17 protein-coding genes and 1 tRNA gene are annotated in these 15,586 nt (G+C 67.8%); 11 read left to right on the forward strand and 7 right to left on the reverse strand.

Annotated elements, in window-relative coordinates; all coding sequences use genetic code 11:
- Positions 1-116: 116 nt before the first annotated feature.
- Complete coding sequence (locus FL625_RS10340) at positions 117-605, reverse strand: hypothetical protein (RefSeq protein WP_149588583.1); 489 nt, start codon at positions 603-605, stop codon at positions 117-119.
- Positions 606-854: 249 nt separating this feature from the next.
- Between FL625_RS10340 and FL625_RS10345 the strand changes: the two genes are divergently transcribed.
- Together FL625_RS10345 and FL625_RS10350 are read left to right on the forward strand one after the other, a co-directional pair.
- Complete coding sequence (locus FL625_RS10345) at positions 855-1,145, forward strand: hypothetical protein (RefSeq protein ID WP_149588584.1); 291 nt, start codon at positions 855-857, stop codon at positions 1,143-1,145.
- Positions 1,117-1,821, forward strand: a complete 705-nt coding sequence (locus FL625_RS10350) for a winged helix-turn-helix domain-containing protein (protein WP_149588585.1) — start codon at positions 1,117-1,119, stop codon at positions 1,819-1,821. The genes FL625_RS10345 and FL625_RS10350 overlap by 29 nt, the downstream gene beginning before the upstream one ends.
- Positions 1,822-1,848: 27 nt before the next feature.
- On the opposite strand, the gene FL625_RS10355 is transcribed toward FL625_RS10350, so the two are convergent.
- Positions 1,849-2,208 carry a peptidoglycan-binding domain-containing protein gene (locus FL625_RS10355; RefSeq protein WP_149588586.1) on the reverse strand — a complete coding sequence of 120 codons (360 nt, stop codon included), beginning with the start codon at positions 2,206-2,208 and terminating at the stop codon, positions 1,849-1,851.
- Positions 2,209-2,355: 147 nt separating this feature from the next.
- A tRNA-Lys gene (locus FL625_RS10360) sits at positions 2,356-2,431 on the reverse strand.
- Between the two features lie 95 nt (positions 2,432-2,526).
- Here FL625_RS10360 and dapF point away from each other — a divergent pair.
- Together dapF and mtaB are read left to right on the forward strand one after the other, a co-directional pair.
- The gene (dapF, locus tag FL625_RS10365) at positions 2,527-3,366 is read left to right on the forward strand and encodes a diaminopimelate epimerase (protein WP_149588587.1); all 840 of its coding nucleotides are present in this window, start codon (positions 2,527-2,529) and stop codon (positions 3,364-3,366) included.
- 17 nt (positions 3,367-3,383) lie between these two features.
- Complete coding sequence (gene mtaB, locus FL625_RS10370; RefSeq protein ID WP_149588613.1) at positions 3,384-4,634, forward strand: tRNA (N(6)-L-threonylcarbamoyladenosine(37)-C(2))-methylthiotransferase MtaB; 1,251 nt, start codon at positions 3,384-3,386, stop codon at positions 4,632-4,634.
- A gap of 194 nt (positions 4,635-4,828) precedes the next feature.
- Here mtaB and pyrF read toward each other — a convergent pair whose 3' ends face one another.
- Positions 4,829-5,521, reverse strand: coding sequence for an orotidine-5'-phosphate decarboxylase (gene pyrF, locus FL625_RS10375; RefSeq protein ID WP_149588588.1), 693 nt, complete (start codon positions 5,519-5,521; stop codon positions 4,829-4,831).
- 96 nt (positions 5,522-5,617) lie between these two features.
- On the opposite strand from pyrF, the gene FL625_RS18230 reads away from it, so the two are divergent.
- The 4 genes from FL625_RS18230 to FL625_RS10390 all read left to right on the forward strand — a co-directional run bounded on the left by FL625_RS18230 (position 5,618) and on the right by FL625_RS10390 (position 8,901).
- Complete coding sequence (locus FL625_RS18230; protein WP_200833921.1) at positions 5,618-6,487, forward strand: ROK family protein; 870 nt, start codon at positions 5,618-5,620, stop codon at positions 6,485-6,487.
- Positions 6,484-7,188, forward strand: a complete 705-nt coding sequence (locus FL625_RS18235; protein ID WP_200833923.1) for a copper homeostasis protein CutC — start codon at positions 6,484-6,486, stop codon at positions 7,186-7,188. The genes FL625_RS18230 and FL625_RS18235 overlap by 4 nt, the downstream gene beginning before the upstream one ends.
- A 9-nt stretch (positions 7,189-7,197) precedes the next feature.
- Positions 7,198-7,971, forward strand: coding sequence for a hypothetical protein (locus FL625_RS10385; RefSeq protein ID WP_149588590.1), 774 nt, complete (start codon positions 7,198-7,200; stop codon positions 7,969-7,971).
- Positions 7,972-8,076: 105 nt separating this feature from the next.
- Complete coding sequence (locus tag FL625_RS10390) at positions 8,077-8,901, forward strand: TolB family protein (RefSeq protein ID WP_149588591.1); 825 nt, start codon at positions 8,077-8,079, stop codon at positions 8,899-8,901.
- Here FL625_RS10390 and FL625_RS10395 read toward each other — a convergent pair.
- A complete protein-coding gene (locus FL625_RS10395; protein ID WP_149588592.1) occupies positions 8,898-9,335 on the reverse strand; it encodes a hypothetical protein in 438 nt (145 codons plus the stop codon). The two genes, FL625_RS10390 and FL625_RS10395, sit on opposite strands and share 4 nt — an antisense overlap.
- A gap of 296 nt (positions 9,336-9,631) precedes the next feature.
- Between FL625_RS10395 and clpB the strand changes: the two genes are divergently transcribed.
- Complete coding sequence (gene clpB / locus FL625_RS10400) at positions 9,632-12,247, forward strand: ATP-dependent chaperone ClpB (RefSeq protein WP_149588593.1); 2,616 nt, start codon at positions 9,632-9,634, stop codon at positions 12,245-12,247.
- A 72-nt stretch (positions 12,248-12,319) separates the two neighbouring features.
- On the opposite strand, the gene FL625_RS10405 is transcribed toward clpB, so the two are convergent.
- Positions 12,320-12,811 carry a fasciclin domain-containing protein gene (locus FL625_RS10405; RefSeq protein ID WP_149588594.1) on the reverse strand — a complete coding sequence of 164 codons (492 nt, stop codon included), beginning with the start codon at positions 12,809-12,811 and terminating at the stop codon, positions 12,320-12,322.
- A 62-nt stretch (positions 12,812-12,873) separates the two neighbouring features.
- A complete protein-coding gene (locus tag FL625_RS10410) occupies positions 12,874-13,359 on the reverse strand; it encodes a fasciclin domain-containing protein (RefSeq protein WP_149588595.1) in 486 nt (161 codons plus the stop codon).
- Positions 13,360-13,647: 288 nt separating this feature from the next.
- On the opposite strand from FL625_RS10410, the gene msrP reads away from it, so the two are divergent.
- Positions 13,648-14,547 (forward strand): protein-methionine-sulfoxide reductase catalytic subunit MsrP, encoded by a 900-nt coding sequence (gene msrP / locus FL625_RS10415; protein WP_149588596.1) that lies wholly within the window; start codon positions 13,648-13,650, stop codon positions 14,545-14,547.
- The gene (msrQ, locus tag FL625_RS10420; RefSeq protein ID WP_149588597.1) at positions 14,547-15,155 is read left to right on the forward strand and encodes a protein-methionine-sulfoxide reductase heme-binding subunit MsrQ; all 609 of its coding nucleotides are present in this window, start codon (positions 14,547-14,549) and stop codon (positions 15,153-15,155) included. The genes msrP and msrQ overlap by 1 nt, the downstream gene beginning before the upstream one ends.
- The last annotated feature ends 431 nt before the right edge of the window (positions 15,156-15,586 follow it).

Consider the following 15,586-nt stretch of genomic DNA (forward strand, 5'->3'; position numbering starts at 1 on the left):
TAGCGCGGAACCGGCGCCGGAAAAAGGGGGCGGGAGCTGCTCACCCTCCCACCCCCAGCAGGAGACGGGATCAGGGCGGTCCCGTCTCGGTCAAGGCCGCCTCGGCGGCCCGGATGTCAGTTGCCCTGCACGCGGAAACCGGCGTCGCGCAGGCATTTCGCCGAATAGACCCGGTCCCGTTCGCCGAAGATCGTCGCGCCATTGGAACAGCCGCGCGGCAGGCGGTGGCGAAAGCCTTCCGCACGCAGGCAGCTTTCGGGGTAGAGCGAGACCGAACGGTCCGCCCCGTCGATCGATATTGCGCAGACAGATGGAACGCGCCTGGACGACACCGGCTCGGGCAGGGGTGCGGGGGCTGGCGCCGGCGCCGGCCGGTCGCGGTCCTTCAGTTCATGTGCTATGGCGCCGACGACAAGAGCCGCGATCAGCGCCTTGGCCAGGTCGTCCTTCTTGTCGGCCTTGGCCGGGATCGCGGTGGCCAGCACCAGCGCCAGCGCCGCGGCGCCGCCGGTCAGCATTGCGGCAAAGCGGCGTCCGGTCAGCGTGCTTTCCGATATGCCATGCGACGCGATGCGATGCGACTTGCTTCTGAATTCGACGGACATGCGTGCCTCCTGCTGGGGGTCTGTTGGTCTTTGCGGTCGCTGCCGATGGTCCGCGACCTCGATGACCCACGCTCGACCCATGCCTCCCGGGTAAGCAATATCGTCCGCCTGCTAGGCCATAGCGGTGCGGCAGACCTGACTTGCTATCCGATAACAAGGCCGCAACTTCTTGCCTGATATTGAATATCAGCGCGCCCGCGCGCATTGTCCGAGGGCAAATCGAGCAGCCTCCTTTCCGGAGCCGGAAAAATGAAAAGACTGACCGCTTCTGTCGCAGTTGCGCTTGCCCTGGCCCTAGCCGGGCCGGCCTCGGCCGAATGCTATGCCGACTACAAGGCCAAGCGTGACGAACCGCTCAAGCTGATCTACGGTGTCTCGCAGGTGTCGGACGGCAATTGCAGCCCCGGCGCGGCCGAAGGCGAACTCGCGCCGAGGCTTGCATCGGGTGGCTGGACCTTGCTGACCGTTCTGTCCACATTCGGGCCCGAAGGGCTTGAGGAAAGGAAAGCGAGTGCCGGAGACTTCTTCCTCCGTTACTGAGAGTCTCAAGGCGGGCAACCGCGTCGTCGCCTTCGGTATCGCAGCCATCGTCCTGATCCTGCTGGCGGCGGCCCTGTTCCTGTTCCTGAACCTGCCGGACGCGAACGCCTTCAATGCGCGTGTCGAACGCATATTCGTCGAGAACGACGACCTGCGCTCGGGCGCCGAGATCAAGCTGCTGGAGATCCTCGCGCAATCCGGCACCGCCTTTTCCGAGGTGCTGGTCAGCTATCGCAGCGTGATCTTCGTGCTTCTGGTGTTCTCGACCGCGCTCCTGATCGCGGCGCTGGTGTTCCTGGTCATGATCATCGCGCTGAACCGCCGCATCTCGGCGATCCAGCGGTCGGGGATCCAGGTCGCAAGCCTGATGATTTCCCGCGAGGCGCGGGCGGTCTACATCAACGACATGGAATTCCAGCTGACCGAGGCGGCGCTGGAAACGCTGTCGGTCCTGGCCGAGGCGCGGATGGACGACGAGGTCCTGACCGGCGCCCAGATCGAGGCGGTGATCTCGGGCCGGAACGAGGCCGACTGCGACGAGGCCGCCGGGGCGACCCGCGTGAAGCGGCTGCGCGACGCGCTGGGCAACCAGCTTGTGTCGGAACTGCTGGTCAAGACCATCGCCCGGCGGGGCTACATGCTGGCGGTGGGCAAGGACACGATCAAGATGATCTGACCGGCCTTGCCCCGCCGCATCCGACCGTCAGCCGCCGTCGCTTTCGTCGCCCTCGCCCCAGAGATACTTGCCCAGATCCCCGCTTGCCAGCGCCTGGACAAAGGCCGCAGCGCCCTTGGCAGAGCCCAGATCGAATCGGGTGCGGCCATAGCTGTTCTGCTCAATGAACGCGGCCGCCTGCACCAGACCGCGGCGCGTGCCCGGACCATAGGCGCCGTCGATGCCACCGGAATAGAAGCCGGCCATGGCCAGCTGCTCCTGCGCGGCGCGGCGGGCGGCGGGGGACAGGCCCTCGAAGGCGGATTGCAGCGCGTCGCCCTCGGCGAGCAGCGGCGCCGGCAGGATCAGGGCTGCGGGAAAGGACAACAGGATCTGGCGACGGTTCATCGGGAACTCCTTGCACGGTTACAATCGAAAGCAGAGCCGATGAATTGGAGCACAACTTTGACCAAAAGCAGGCCATGCCGTGCCAGATGGGTAAAGCCCGGTCCGTCGGGTCCACCCGCAATACAGTCCACGGCTTTCAGGAAGTGGTGGTGAGCCGGACAGGATTCGAACCTGTGACCCGCTGATTAAAAGTCAGCTGCTCTACCAACTGAGCTACCGGCCCCACGAGGCGGCTGATTAGGCAAGCCCGCCCACAGGGTCAAGGGCAAAAACGAGCGGCACTGGCAAATCTTCGGGTGCGGGCGTATATGCCGGGGCATGATGGAGACCTGGGCGCAGACCGGCCTGCCGTTCATGAAAATGCATGGCGCGGGCAACGACTTTGTGGTGATCGACTCGCGCGGGCGCGGGGCGGTGGTCACGCCTGCGCTGGCGCGGGCGCTGGGGGATCGGCACCGGGGCGTGGGCTTCGACCAGCTGGCCGAGATCACCGATGCGCCCGGCGCCGATTTCGGGCTGGTGTTCTGGAACAGCGACGGCAGCCAGGCCGGGGCCTGCGGCAATGCGACCCGCTGCGTCTCGGACCATGTGATGCGCGGTCTGGGGCGGGACCGGGTCTCGCTGGTCACCGCGCGCGGCGGGTTGCGGGCGGAGCGTCTGGAGGACGGCCGGGTTGCGGTGAACATGGGGCCGCCGCAACTCGACTGGGCTGCGATCCCGCTGGCACGCGCGGTCGATCCGCTGCACCTGCCCCTGCCGGGCGATCCAGCGGCTATGGGCATGGGGAACCCCCATTGCGTCCACTTCGTCGCCGATGCCGAGGCGGTGGACCTGGCCACGCTCGGCCCCGGCATCGAGCATGACCCGCTGTTTCCACAGCGCACGAATGTGGAGTTCGCAAGCCCGCTTGGCCCCGACCACCTGCGGATGCGGGTCTGGGAGCGGGGGACGGGGATCACGCTCGCCTGCGGCTCCGGCGCCTGCGCCACGGCGGTCGCGGCGCATCTGCGCGGGCTGACCGGGCGGCGTGTGGTGCTGGAGGCGGACGGCGGCACGCTGGAGGTGGACTGGCGCGAGGATGGCGTCTGGCTGACCGGCCCGGTAGCGCGGGTCTTCGACGGGGTGCTGTCGCCCGACTACCTGGCGGCCCACCGATGAACGCGCCCGCCCATCCGGTGAAACCTCCGGTCTTTGCCACGCTCGGCTGCCGGCTGAATGCCTACGAGACCGAGGCGATGAAGGAACTGGCCACGGCGGCGGGATTGTCGGACGCGGTGATCGTCAACACCTGCGCCGTCACCGCCGAGGCGGTGCGCAAGGCCAAGCAGGAAATCCGCCGTCTGTCCCGCGAGAATCCGGGCGCACCGATCATCGTGACCGGCTGCGCCGCGCAGACCGAGCCCGAGACCTTCGCCGCCATGCCCGAGGTGACCCGTGTCGTCGGCAACCACGAGAAGATGCAGCCCGAGACCTGGAAGGGCCTTGCCGCGCCGGACCTGATCGGCGCGACCGAGAAGGTGCAGGTCGATGACATCATGTCGGTGCGCGAGACGGCCGGGCATCTGATCGACGGGTTCGGCCGGCATCGGGCCTATGTCCAGGTCCAGAACGGCTGCGACCATCGCTGCACCTTCTGCATCATCCCCTACGGCCGGGGCAATTCGCGCTCGGTCCCGGCGGGGGTGGTGGTCGAGCAGATCAGCCGGCTGGTGGACCGCGGCTTCAACGAGGTGGTGCTGACCGGGGTGGACCTGACCTCCTGGGGCGCCGACCTGCCCGGCCAGCCGCGCCTGGGCGATCTGGTGCGGCGGATCCTGAAGCTGACGGCGATTCCCCGGCTGCGGATCAGTTCCATCGATTCGATCGAGGCCGACCCGGCGCTGATGGAGGCGATCGCGACCGAGCCGCGGCTGATGCCGCACCTGCACCTGTCGCTGCAGGCCGGGGACGACCTGATCCTGAAACGGATGAAGCGGCGGCATCTGCGCGACGACGCGATCCGCTTCTGCGAGGAGGCGCGGCGGCTGAGGCCCGGCATCGTATTCGGGGCCGACATCATCGCGGGCTTTCCGACCGAGACCGAGGCGATGTTCCGGCAGAGCCTCGATCTGGTCGCGGACTGCGGGCTGACCTTCCTGCATGTCTTTCCCTTCTCGCCCCGCAAGGGCACCCCGGCCGCCCGGATGCCGCAGGTGCCGGGGGCCGAGATCCGCGAGCGCGCCGCCCGGTTGCGGACGCTGGGCGAAGCGGTGCTGGCCGCCCATCTCGCCGCGCAGGTGGGGCAGGTCCACCGCGTGCTGACCGAGGGACCCCGGATCGGACGGACCGAGGGATTCGCCGAGGTGGCCTTCGCCGCGGACCAGCCGGAGGGGGCGATCCTCGAGGTCCGGATCACCAGCCGGGACGGGGCGCGGCTGCTGGCCTGACCTGTCCACGGTGGACAAGAGCCGATAATACTTGAAAATCAATACGTTGAAAATTTTCGTAAAGGATTCCGAAAGGAATCGGGCATGCTGCTGGGCGGGCGCTGGGGGCGCTTCGCCCCCCAGACCCCCCGAGAGTATTTCCGAAAAGGGCAAGAGCAGATCGGGCCCTCTGGCAAGGTAGTCCCTTGGCGCGATCAGGGCAGTTCGGCGATCACGGCGCGGGCGGCGGCGGCGGGATCGGTGGCCTGCCAGATCGGGCGGCCGACGACGATGTGGTCCGCGCCGTCGGCGATGGCCTGGCGCGGGGTGGCGATGCGCTTCTGGTCGCCGGTGGCTACCCCGGCGGGGCGGATGCCGGGGGTGACGATCAGCTTGCCCGCCGCTTCGGGTAGCGCGCGGATCATCGCCGCCTCCTGCGGACTGGCGATGACGCCGTCCGCTCCGGCGGCCAGCGCGCGGGCAGCGCGTTCCAGGGTAATCTCGTGGATGTCACCGGGCTTGATGAGGTTCGCGTCCAGATCGGCGCGGTCGAGCGAGGTGAGGATCGTGACGGCAAGGATCTTCAGGTCCGTGCCGCGCTTGCCGGTGGCGGCGGCGGTGACGACCTGCGGGTCGCCGTGGACGGTGAGGAAATCGAGGTCGTATTGCGCCAGGCCCCGGACGGCGGCCTCGATCGTGGCGCCGATGTCGAAGAGTTTCATGTCGAGGAAGACGCGCTTGCCCTGTTCGTGCTTGAGCTCGTTGGCCAGTGCCAGACCGCCGCCAGTCAGCATCCCGAGGCCGATCTTGTAGAAGCTGGCCGCGTCGCCGATCCGGGCCACAAGGTCCAGACCCTGGACCACGTTTGCAACGTCCAGCGCCACGATCAGGCGATCATCTGCGGTCATCGGGGTCTCCTGCGTTGCAGGCGGTTTGACGGGGCGGGGATGGGCTGTCAAGACTGGCGGCAAACGGGGCCGGAACGGCGTCAGAACGGGGACAGAATGATCCTGGCATTCGACATCGGCGGCAGCCGGATCCGGGCGGCCGCCTGGGATGGGGCCTTGCGGCCCCTGGGCGAGGTGCCGACCCCCGGTGACGATCCGGGTGCCTTCCTGGCGGCCGTAACGGGTTTCGTGACCGGACATGAGCAAGGCATCGCGATCTCGATCGCCGGAGTCGTGGACCCGGTCAGCGGGATTGGCAGGGTTGCGAACATCCCGGCGATCGACGGCATTTCGCTGGAATGCCGGATCGGGGCGGCGACCGGGCGTCCGGTCAGGGTTCTGAACGACGCCGACTGCTTTGCGCTGGCCGAGGCGGAAATGGGGGCCGGGCGCGGTCGGTCCACGGTCTTCGGGGTGATCCTGGGTTCGGGGGTCGGCGGCGGGCTGGTGGTCGGCGGGCGCGTGATGACCGGAGCGGGCAGCTATGCCGGGGAATGGGGGCATGGACCCGTGATCCGGGGAGAGTTCGCCTTCCGCTGCGGCTGCGGGCAGGTGGGCTGTATCGATACGGTGGGCAGCGCGCGGGGTCTCGAGCGCCTGCACCGCAAGCGGACGGCCGAGCTCCTCGGCGCCGAGGCGATCGTCGCGGGCTGGATCGCGGGCGAGGCGGAGGCTGGCGAGACGATGGCCCTGTGGCGCGAGCTGGTGGCAGGCCCGCTGGCGATGGTGGTGAATGTGGTCGGCGCGGAGGTGGTGCCGGTGGGCGGTGGGTTGTCGAAGGCTCCGGGGCTGGTGGAGTACCTGGACGAGGCGGTTCGGGTCCGCGTGCTGCGGCGCTCTCGCAGGCCGTTGCTGGTGCCGGCGGAGTGTGGCGCGGATGCGGGGTTGCTGGGCGCGGCGATGGCGGGGGTGGCGGCTTGGGGGTGACGCTGGAGGTCTGTGTGGACAGCGCCGAGGGCCTGATCGAGGCCGTCGCGGGTGGCGCGGACCGGATCGAGCTCTGCGCCGCCTTGGCCCTGGGCGGTCTGACGCCGTCGGCAGGGCTGATCGCCGCGGCGGCGCGCTGCAGCGTGCCGGTGGTGGCGATGGTCCGGCCTCGGGCAGGCGATTTCGTCTGGTCGGCGGCCGAGGTCGCGATGATGGAGGCCGAGATCGCCGCCGTCCGGGGGGCGGGGCTGGCGGGGGTGGTGCTGGGCGCGTCGCTGCCGGACGGGCGGCTGGATGTGCCGGTGTTGAGGCGCCTGGTGACGGCGGCGCGCGGCATGGAACTGGTGCTGCACCGCTGCATCGATCTGGCGCCGGACATGGAGGAGGCCCTGGAGCAGGCGGTGGGCCTTGGCTTTCACCGGATACTGACCTCAGGCGGCGCGGTCACGGCCGAGGCCGGGGCGGCGCGGATCGCGTCGCTGCTGGCAAGGGCTGAGGGGCGGATCACGGTGATGCCGGGGTCGGGTGTCACGCCGGCAAATGCGGCGCTCTTCAAGGGGCTTGGCATTGCCGAGATTCATGCCTCATGTTCGGCCTCGGTCCCTGTCGCGGGCCGGGCGGTCGAGATGGGCTTTGCCCCGCCGGTGCTGCGGCGGACCGATGCGGAGGCGGTGCGTGCCCTGCGCAGGGCGCTGGAATAGGAGCAGGCGATGGACATCACCCTGAGTTACGAGCGGCCCGAGGAGGGGCCGGACTCCGGGCCCCTGGTGGTGGGCTGGTTCCTGGCGCAGGACAAGGGGGCCGTCCTTTACGATCCGCCCGAGCGGGTGCAGATCCGCCCGCCGAACAAGGCGCATGCCAAGTCGGCGAGCCGCTGTCCGGCGGTGATCCAGCTGGAAAGCCGGTATTTCATGGTGAAATGCCCCTTCGACCTGCACATAGGCTTTCAGCGCGACGAGAAGGGCAAGCCGGTGCTGGTGAACAAGGCCGGGGCCTCCTCGCCCATCCGGTCGTCGAAGCTGAACGAGGTGCTGACGCTGGTCAGCGAGGCCGAGTGGCGTTTTCCCGACCGGCCGACGGTGCAACTGCACCTGCCCTATTACTTCATCGCCGACGAGATGGTCTATCTGAGCCAGCTGTCGGCCTTCGCGCATTACCGGTCCGACCCCCTGCCCGGCACGATCTTCGGCGGTCGCTTCCCGATCTCGATCTGGCCGCGGCCGCTGATGTGGGCCTTCGAATGGCACGAGCCGCAGAAGGACCTGATCCTGCGGCGGGGAGAGCCCCTGTTCTATGTGCAGTTCGAGGGCATGGACCCTTCGCGCCCGGTGCAGCTGGTCGAGGCCGAGCGGACGGCGGAGTTGCAGGCCTATCTGGAGAAGGTCTCGGGCGTGGTGAACTATGTCAACCAGACCTTCAGCCTGTTCAAGGCGGCGGAGGCATTGCGGCCGAGGAAGCTTCTGGTCGCGAAGGACCGGGGGTAAGTGCCACTGGCAGGCCGCCGGGGGACTTCGCGTCCCCCGGACCCCCTGCGGAGTATTTCCGAAAGGGCAAGTGCAGGTTTGAATCGAATTCGAGGGGCTTCCGTCGTGCGCAGCATCATCGAGACCTATGCGGTGGCGACCGGCCGGGTGCGCGAGGTGCTGGCGGTCGAGGGGCGGATCGAGGCGCCGAACTGGGCGCCCTCGGGCGATTGGCTGCTGGTGAACGGGGAGGGGCGGCTGTTCCGGGTGCCGCTGGATGCCCCGGCTCTGGAGCCGGTGGAGACGGGCGCGGCGGTGCAGTGCAACAACGATCACGGGATCAGCCCGGACGGGACGACGATCATCCTGTCCTCGCATCACGAGGGAGAGGGCAGCCGGATCTATGTGGTGCCGGTGACTGGCGGCGCGCCGGAGCGGATCACCGCCGAGGCGCCGAGCTGGTGGCATGGCGTCTCGCCGGACGGGCGGGTGCTGGCCTATGTCGCGGCGCGCGGCGGGAGCCGGGTGATCGATGTCTACACGGTGGTGCCGGGGCAGGCGGAGCGGCGGCTGACCCGCGGAGAGGGCCATTGCGACGGGCCGGACTTCAGCCCGGACGGCGGCCGCATCTACTATAACTGCGACCGCACGGGCCATGCGCAGATCTGGGTGATGGCGGCGGACGGGTCGGGGCAGCGGCAGCTGTTCGCGGACGGGTTCGTCAACTGGTTCCCGCACCCCTCGCCCGACGGGCGGCATCTTCTGTATCTGGCCTACCCGCCGGGGACGACCGGCCATCCGGCCGACCTTGAGGTGGCCCTGGTCCTCTGCGACCCCGAGGGCGGCGACCGGCGTCGGGTGCGGGAGTTCACCGGCGGGCAGGGCACCATCAACGTGCCCTGCTGGGCGCCCGACGGCAGTGCCTTCGCCTATGTGCGCTATGAACCTTAGGCCGGTCTCAGACCGCTGAGGCCCTTCGGCGACCGGGGCTTGGGGTCCGGGGCTGGCGGCAGGTCGATCGGGGGCAGGCTGCTGTGCAGGTGGCGCGGGTCGCCCCAGACCGAGATGTAGACTTCGGGCGGGTAGCCGTTGGCCAGATGCTCGGGCACGAGGTCGATGATGCGCACGCGCAGCTCGTCGCCATGGGCGAGGCTGGGGGAGACGATCTCTTCGGCGACCGGGCCGAGATGGCCGACCAGGCCTTCGCGGTGATGGGGGATCAGGCCCAGGATCGGTTTCCGCAGTCGGGCGAAGACGCCGATCCGCCCGTCCGACAGCCGGTCGAGACGGGCCTGGTCGCCGATGGACAGGCCGGTGCGGGCGACATGGATCGCAAGGCCCTCGACCGGGGCCTTGTGGATCAGGGGCAGTTTCGCGTCGCTCATGGCGGCACCTTTCGGGTTCGGAAGCACTGACCATGTGAGACCGCGCCCGCACGATGCAAGAGCTGCCGGACCCGGCCCCGGACGGGGCGGCCCGATGTCGCCGATGGCCGGCCGGGGCATCGGCAAGGAAAGGCCGAAGGCCCGTGTCTGCGACAGGTTTTCCGAACCTGTGGTTTTTGCGCAGCCGGGGATTGCAAAGACTGTCGGGCCTGCCCAGATGAGAGGCAAGGCCTTCACGCGGTGGGCTGGGGTTCCGGGCACCGCAGGCAGGGCGCTTCACGAGAGGAGAATGACCAATGAATTTGGAGAAATTCACGGAGCGGTCGCGCGGTTTCCTTCAGGCCGCCCAGACCATCGCGATGCGGGAAAGCCACCAGCGCGTGCTGCCCGATCACCTGCTGAAGGCACTCATGGATGACGACCAGGGACTTGCGGCGAACCTGATCCGCAAGGCGGGCGGCAGCCCCGAGCAGGTCAATGCGGCGGTGAATGCCGCGATCGCCAAGCTGCCGAAGGTTTCGGGCGGCGACGGCCAGACCTACATCGACCCGCAGCTGGTGCGGGTGCTGGACGAGGCCGAGACCGTGGCGAAGAAGGCCGGGGACAGCTTTGTGCCGGTCGAGCGCCTGTTGACGGCGCTGGCGCTGGTGAACACGCGCGCCAAGGATGCGCTGACGGCGGGGGCGGTGACGGCCCAGGGCCTGAACGCCGCGATCAACGACATCCGCAAGGGGCGGACGGCGGACAGCGCCTCGTCGGAAGACACGATGGAGGCCCTGAAGAAATACGCCCGTGACCTGACGGAACAGGCGCGCGACGGCAAGATCGACCCGATCATCGGCCGCGACGAGGAAATCCGCCGCGCGATGCAGGTGCTGTCGCGTCGCACGAAGAACAACCCGGTGCTGATCGGCGAGCCTGGCGTCGGCAAGACGGCGATCGCGGAAGGGCTGGCACTGCGCATCGTCAACGGCGACGTGCCGGAGTCCTTGCGCAACAAGCGGCTGATGGCGCTGGACATGGGCGCGCTGATCGCCGGCGCCAAGTATCGCGGCGAGTTCGAGGAGCGCCTCAAGGCCATTCTGAAGGAGATCGAGGCCGCGGCCGGCGAGATCATCCTGTTCATCGACGAGATGCACACGCTGGTCGGCGCGGGCAAATCCGAAGGCGCGATGGATGCGGCGAACCTCATCAAGCCCGCCCTTGCGCGCGGTGAGCTGCACTGCATCGGCGCGACCACGCTGGACGAATATCGCAAGCATGTGGAGAAGGACGCGGCCCTTGCCCGCCGCTTCCAGCCGGTCTTCGTCAGCGAGCCGACGGTCGAGGACACGATCAGCATCCTGCGCGGGATCAAGGAGAAGTACGAGCTGCACCACGGGGTGAAGATCAGCGACTCGGCCCTGGTTGCCGCGGCGACGCTGAGCCACCGCTACATCACCGACCGCTTCCTGCCCGACAAGGCCATCGACCTGGTGGACGAGGCGGCGAGCCGTCTGCGGATGGAGGTGGATTCCAAGCCCGAGGAGCTGGACGCGCTGGATCGCCAGATCCTGCAGTTGCAGATCGAGGCCGAGGCCCTGAAGAAGGAGACCGATGTTGCCTCGAAGGACCGGCTGGAGAAGCTGGAGAAGGAGCTTGCCAACCTGCAACAGCAATCGGCGGAACTGACGGCGAAGTGGCAGGCCGAGCGGGCGAGCCTGGAGGCGGCGCGCAGCCTGAAGGAACAGCTGGACGCCGCCCGGGCGGAGCTGGAGCAGGCCAAGCGCGAGGGCAACTTCGCCAAGGCCGGCGAGCTTCAGTATGGCCGCATCCCGGAACTGGAGAAGAAGTTGGGCGAGGCCGAGGGCCGCGAGGGCGAGGCGCTGGTGTCGGAATCGGTCCGGCCCGAGCAGATCGCCGAGGTGGTGGAACGCTGGACGGGCATTCCGACCTCGAAGATGCTGGAAGGCGAGAAGGAAAAGCTGCTCAAGATGGAAGAGGAGCTTGGCAAGCGCGTGGTCGGGCAGAAGGCCGCGGTGGAAGCCGTCAGCCGTGCCGTCCGCCGGGCGCGGGCAGGGCTGTCGGACGAGAACCGGCCGCTCGGCAGCTTCCTGTTCCTCGGCCCGACCGGCGTCGGCAAGACGGAGCTGACCAAGGCGCTGGCCGAATACCTCTTCGACGACGACAGTGCGATGGTGCGGATCGACATGTCGGAGTTCATGGAGAAGCACTCCGTGGCCCGGCTGATCGGCGCGCCTCCGGGCTATGTCGGCTATGACGAGGGCGGGGTGCTGACCGAAGCGGTGCGGCGCCGGCCCTACCAGGTCGTGCTGTTCGACGAGGTGGAAAAGGCGCATCCCGACGTGTTCAACGTGCTGCTCCAGGTCCTGGACGACGGTCGCCTGACCGACGGGCAGGGCCGGGTCGTGGACTTCAAGCAGACGCTGATCATCCTGACCTCGAACCTGGGCGCGCGGGCCCTGTCGGAACTGCCGGAAGGTGCCGATTCCAGCGCGGCCAAGGCCGAGGTGATGGAGGCGGTGCGCAGCCATTTCCGGCCCGAGTTCCTGAACCGGCTGGACGAGCAGATCATCTTCGACCGGCTGAACCGGGCGGACATGGCGGGCATCGTCGAGATCCAGCTGAAGCGGCTGGAACAGCGGCTTGCCGCGCGGAAGATCACGCTCGATCTGGATGCGGACGCGAAGGCCTGGCTGGCGGACGAGGGCTACGACCCGGTCTTCGGGGCGCGGCCGCTGAAGCGGGTGATCCAGCGCCAGTTGCAGGATCCGCTGGCCGAGATGCTGCTGGCCGGCGAGGTCATGGACGGCTCGACCATCCGCGTGACGGCAGGCCCCGAGGGTCTGATCATCGGCGAGCGCGTGGTGGCCAGCCGCCGCGAACGCCCGGCCGAGGCTGTGGTGCACTAAGCGAAACGGGGCGAGCCGGTGGGCCCGCCCCGATCCGTGCAGCAAGGGGCCGCCCGGAAGGGCGGCCTTTCGTCATTTCGGCAGCAGCACCCGGTCGATGACATGGATCACGCCGTTCGAGGCCATGATGTCGGCGGTCGTCACACGCGAGCGGTTGACCTTGACGCCGTTGCGGCCGTCGATGTGGACGGTCTGGCCCTGGACGGTGGCCACGTCCATCCGCTTGCCGGCCAGCTGATCCGAAGTCACGGCGCCGGGGACGACATGGTAGGTCAGCACCTTGACCAGCTGGTCCTTGTTCTCGGGCTTGAGCAGGTTCTCGACCGTGCCCTTCGGCAGGGCGGCAAAGGCGGCATTGGTGGGCGCGAAGACGGTGAAGGGGCCATCGCCCTTCAGGGTCTCGACCAGCCCGGCGGCCTTGACCGCGGCGACCAGGGTCGAGAAGTCCGGGTTCGAGGCGGCGATGTCGATGATGTCGGGTTCCTTGGGCGCGGGAACGCAGGCGGCGATCAGCGAGGCGATCGAGACGGCCCCGGCAAGGCGGAAAAGCGTGCGGCGGTTCATGTGTTGTCCCTCTGCTGGATCAATGAAGACGGGGGCGCCTTTGGCGCCCCCGATCCGATGCGTCAGCCTTCCGGCGGCAGGATCACGCTGTCGATGACGTGGATCACGCCGTTCGAGGCCTCGACGTCCGGCCCCGAGATCACCGCACCGTTCACCTTCGGCCCGCCTTCGAGGGTAATGGTGATCTCCTTTCCGTTCACGGTGGCGGCCTTCATGCCCTCGGTCAGGTCGGTGGACATCACCTTGCCCGGGACGACGTGGTAGGTCAGGATCGCGGTCAGCTTGTCCTTGTTCTCGGGCTTCAGAAGGTCCTCGACGGTGCCGGCCGGCAGGGCGGCGAAGGCGGCGTCGGTCGGCGCGAAGACGGTGAACGGGCCTTCGCCCTTCAGCGTCTCGACCAGGCCCGCAGCGGTCAGGGCCGCCGCAAGCGTGTTGAACGAGCCCGCCGCGACGGCGGTATCGACGATGTCCTTCGAGTGGCCGTCGGCAAAGGCAGGCAGGGCGAAGGCGGTGGCGGCGGTCAGCGCAAGAAAGGTTCTGCGGATCATGTGGTGTCACTCCCGTTATGATCGGTATGCCGTCATTGGCACGGGCTGATAGGCCCGGGATGCGACATCGGATCAGAGGTAAATTCGTGTGAGGGGCGGTTGACCGGAAGGCGACTTGCGCTAAGCCGCGCCGTTCTCAGTTTTCCAGTCAAACTGGCGTGAGGAATGTTCATCGACCGTGAACATCTGCGCGTCATGTTTCAACGCCGTCCCGCAGTCGTGACGCGGATTGCTTTGCCTTTCATGCAGGATGACGCATCTTTGGCGAAACCCTGATGGAGCCCGCCGATGCGCCTGACCTGGTCCGAAGTCACGCCGAAAGCCCAGTGGCTGAACCGCCGCCAGCTGATCGCGGGGGCCGCGGCCCTTGCCGCAAGCCCCGCCCTGGCCCGGATCGAGGCCGCGCCCAGCCGCTATTCCACCGATGCCGCGCCCACGAGCCTGGAGGACATCACCAGCTACAACAACTTCTACGAGTTCGGCACCGGCAAGGGCGATCCGGCGCGCTATGCGGGCGGGCTGACCGTGGACCCCTGGTCCATCGTGATCGACGGGCTGGTGGAGCGTCCCGGCACCTATGATCTGGCCGATGTGATCAAGGGGCAGCCGCTGGAGGAACGCATCTACCGTTTCCGCTGCGTCGAGGCGTGGTCGATGGTCGTGCCCTGGATCGGCTTTGAACTCGCGGGCCTTTTGAACCGGGTCGGCGTGCAGCCGGGGGCGCAGTTCGTGGCCTTCGAGACGCTGGTCCGGCCAGAGGAGATGCCGGGCCAGGCCTCGCCGTTCATTCAATGGCCCTATCGCGAGGGGCTGCGCCTGGACGAGGCGATGCATCCGCTGACGATCTTGGCTACCGGACTTTACGGCGAGGAGATGCCAAAGCAAAACGGCGCGCCGATCCGCCTTGTGGTGCCTTGGAAATACGGATTCAAGTCGATCAAGTCGATCGTTCGGATCAGCCTGACGGCCGAGATGCCGCCGACCACCTGGAACATGCTGCAACCGCAGGAATACGGGTTCTATTCCAACGTGAACCCCAACGTCAGCCACCCGCGCTGGAGCCAGGCCTCGGAACGGGTGATCGGATCCGGCCTTTTCGGCGGGCGGCAGGACACGCTGATGTTCAACGGCTACGAGGCCGAGGTGGCCGGGCTTTACGCCGGGATGGACCTGAAGGCGAACTACTGATGGACCGGCTGAACCGGCTGGCCCGTGCCCTGCCGACCTGGGTGGTCTATCTCCTGGGCCTGGTGCCGCTGGGCCTTCTGGTCTGGGGGGCGGTGGCCAACACGCTCGGCCCCGATCCGGTGAAGGCGATCGAGCATCGGCTGGGCGAGCTGGGCCTCCAGTTCCTGCTGGCTTCGCTGGCGATCACACCCCTGCGCCGGGCCGGGCTGAACCTGATCCGCTTCCGCCGGGCGCTGGGCCTCCTGGCCTTCCTCTATGTGGCGCTGCACCTGGTGGCCTGGGTCTGGCTCGACATGGGCCTGCGCTGGTCCGAGATGGCGGCGGACCTGGTGAAGCGGCCCTATGTGATCCTGGGGATGGTGGGATTCGTGGTGATGATTCCCCTGGCGGCGACCTCGTGGAACGGGGCGATCCGGCGGATGGGGGCAGCGGCCTGGAGCCGGCTGCACCGGCTGGCCTATGTGGCGATTCTGGCTGGAGTGGCGCATCTGGCGCTCTTGTCCAAGGTCTGGACCACCGAGGTGCTGGTCTATGTGGTCCTTGCGCTGGCGCTTCTGGCGCTGCGGCTGGTCCCGAAGGCCTCTGCCGCGCGCCGCGCCTCGGCCTGAAGCCGGTCCGGCCCTGCTGCGCCTGCAAGAAAATTGCCGCGACGCCGCGTCCGTTGTGGGGTTTGTTGCGCCAACCACCAGATTTTGCGAGTTTTTCTGCGCAATGCAAAATTTTCGTGACGGAGGCACTTTTTGCTCTTGCGGGTTCCGGGTCGGCTGCGTAAATACCCCCTCACCGAAGCGGGAACGTGACGGTGACGGACGGAAGCGGCGGCAAGACGACGCGGAACTCTGGAAAATCTGAAGGCAAGGCGCGAGGGGATACGCCAGGAAGTTGGCGGATCACACGTTTTTTGTCTGACGATGGCTCTTTGACATGATTGGTTCATGAAGGGATATGCGGGCGGTCTGTCGCGCATCGGCGTCGCAATCGCTAGCATATCGGCTCACTAGGGGAAACCCGATGATGTGAGTGTCAGCTTCACTACTTG

Origin of the sequence: Tabrizicola flagellatus (assembly GCF_008271465.1) — a bacterium.
GTDB classification, from domain to species: domain Bacteria; phylum Pseudomonadota; class Alphaproteobacteria; order Rhodobacterales; family Rhodobacteraceae; genus Tabrizicola; species Tabrizicola flagellata.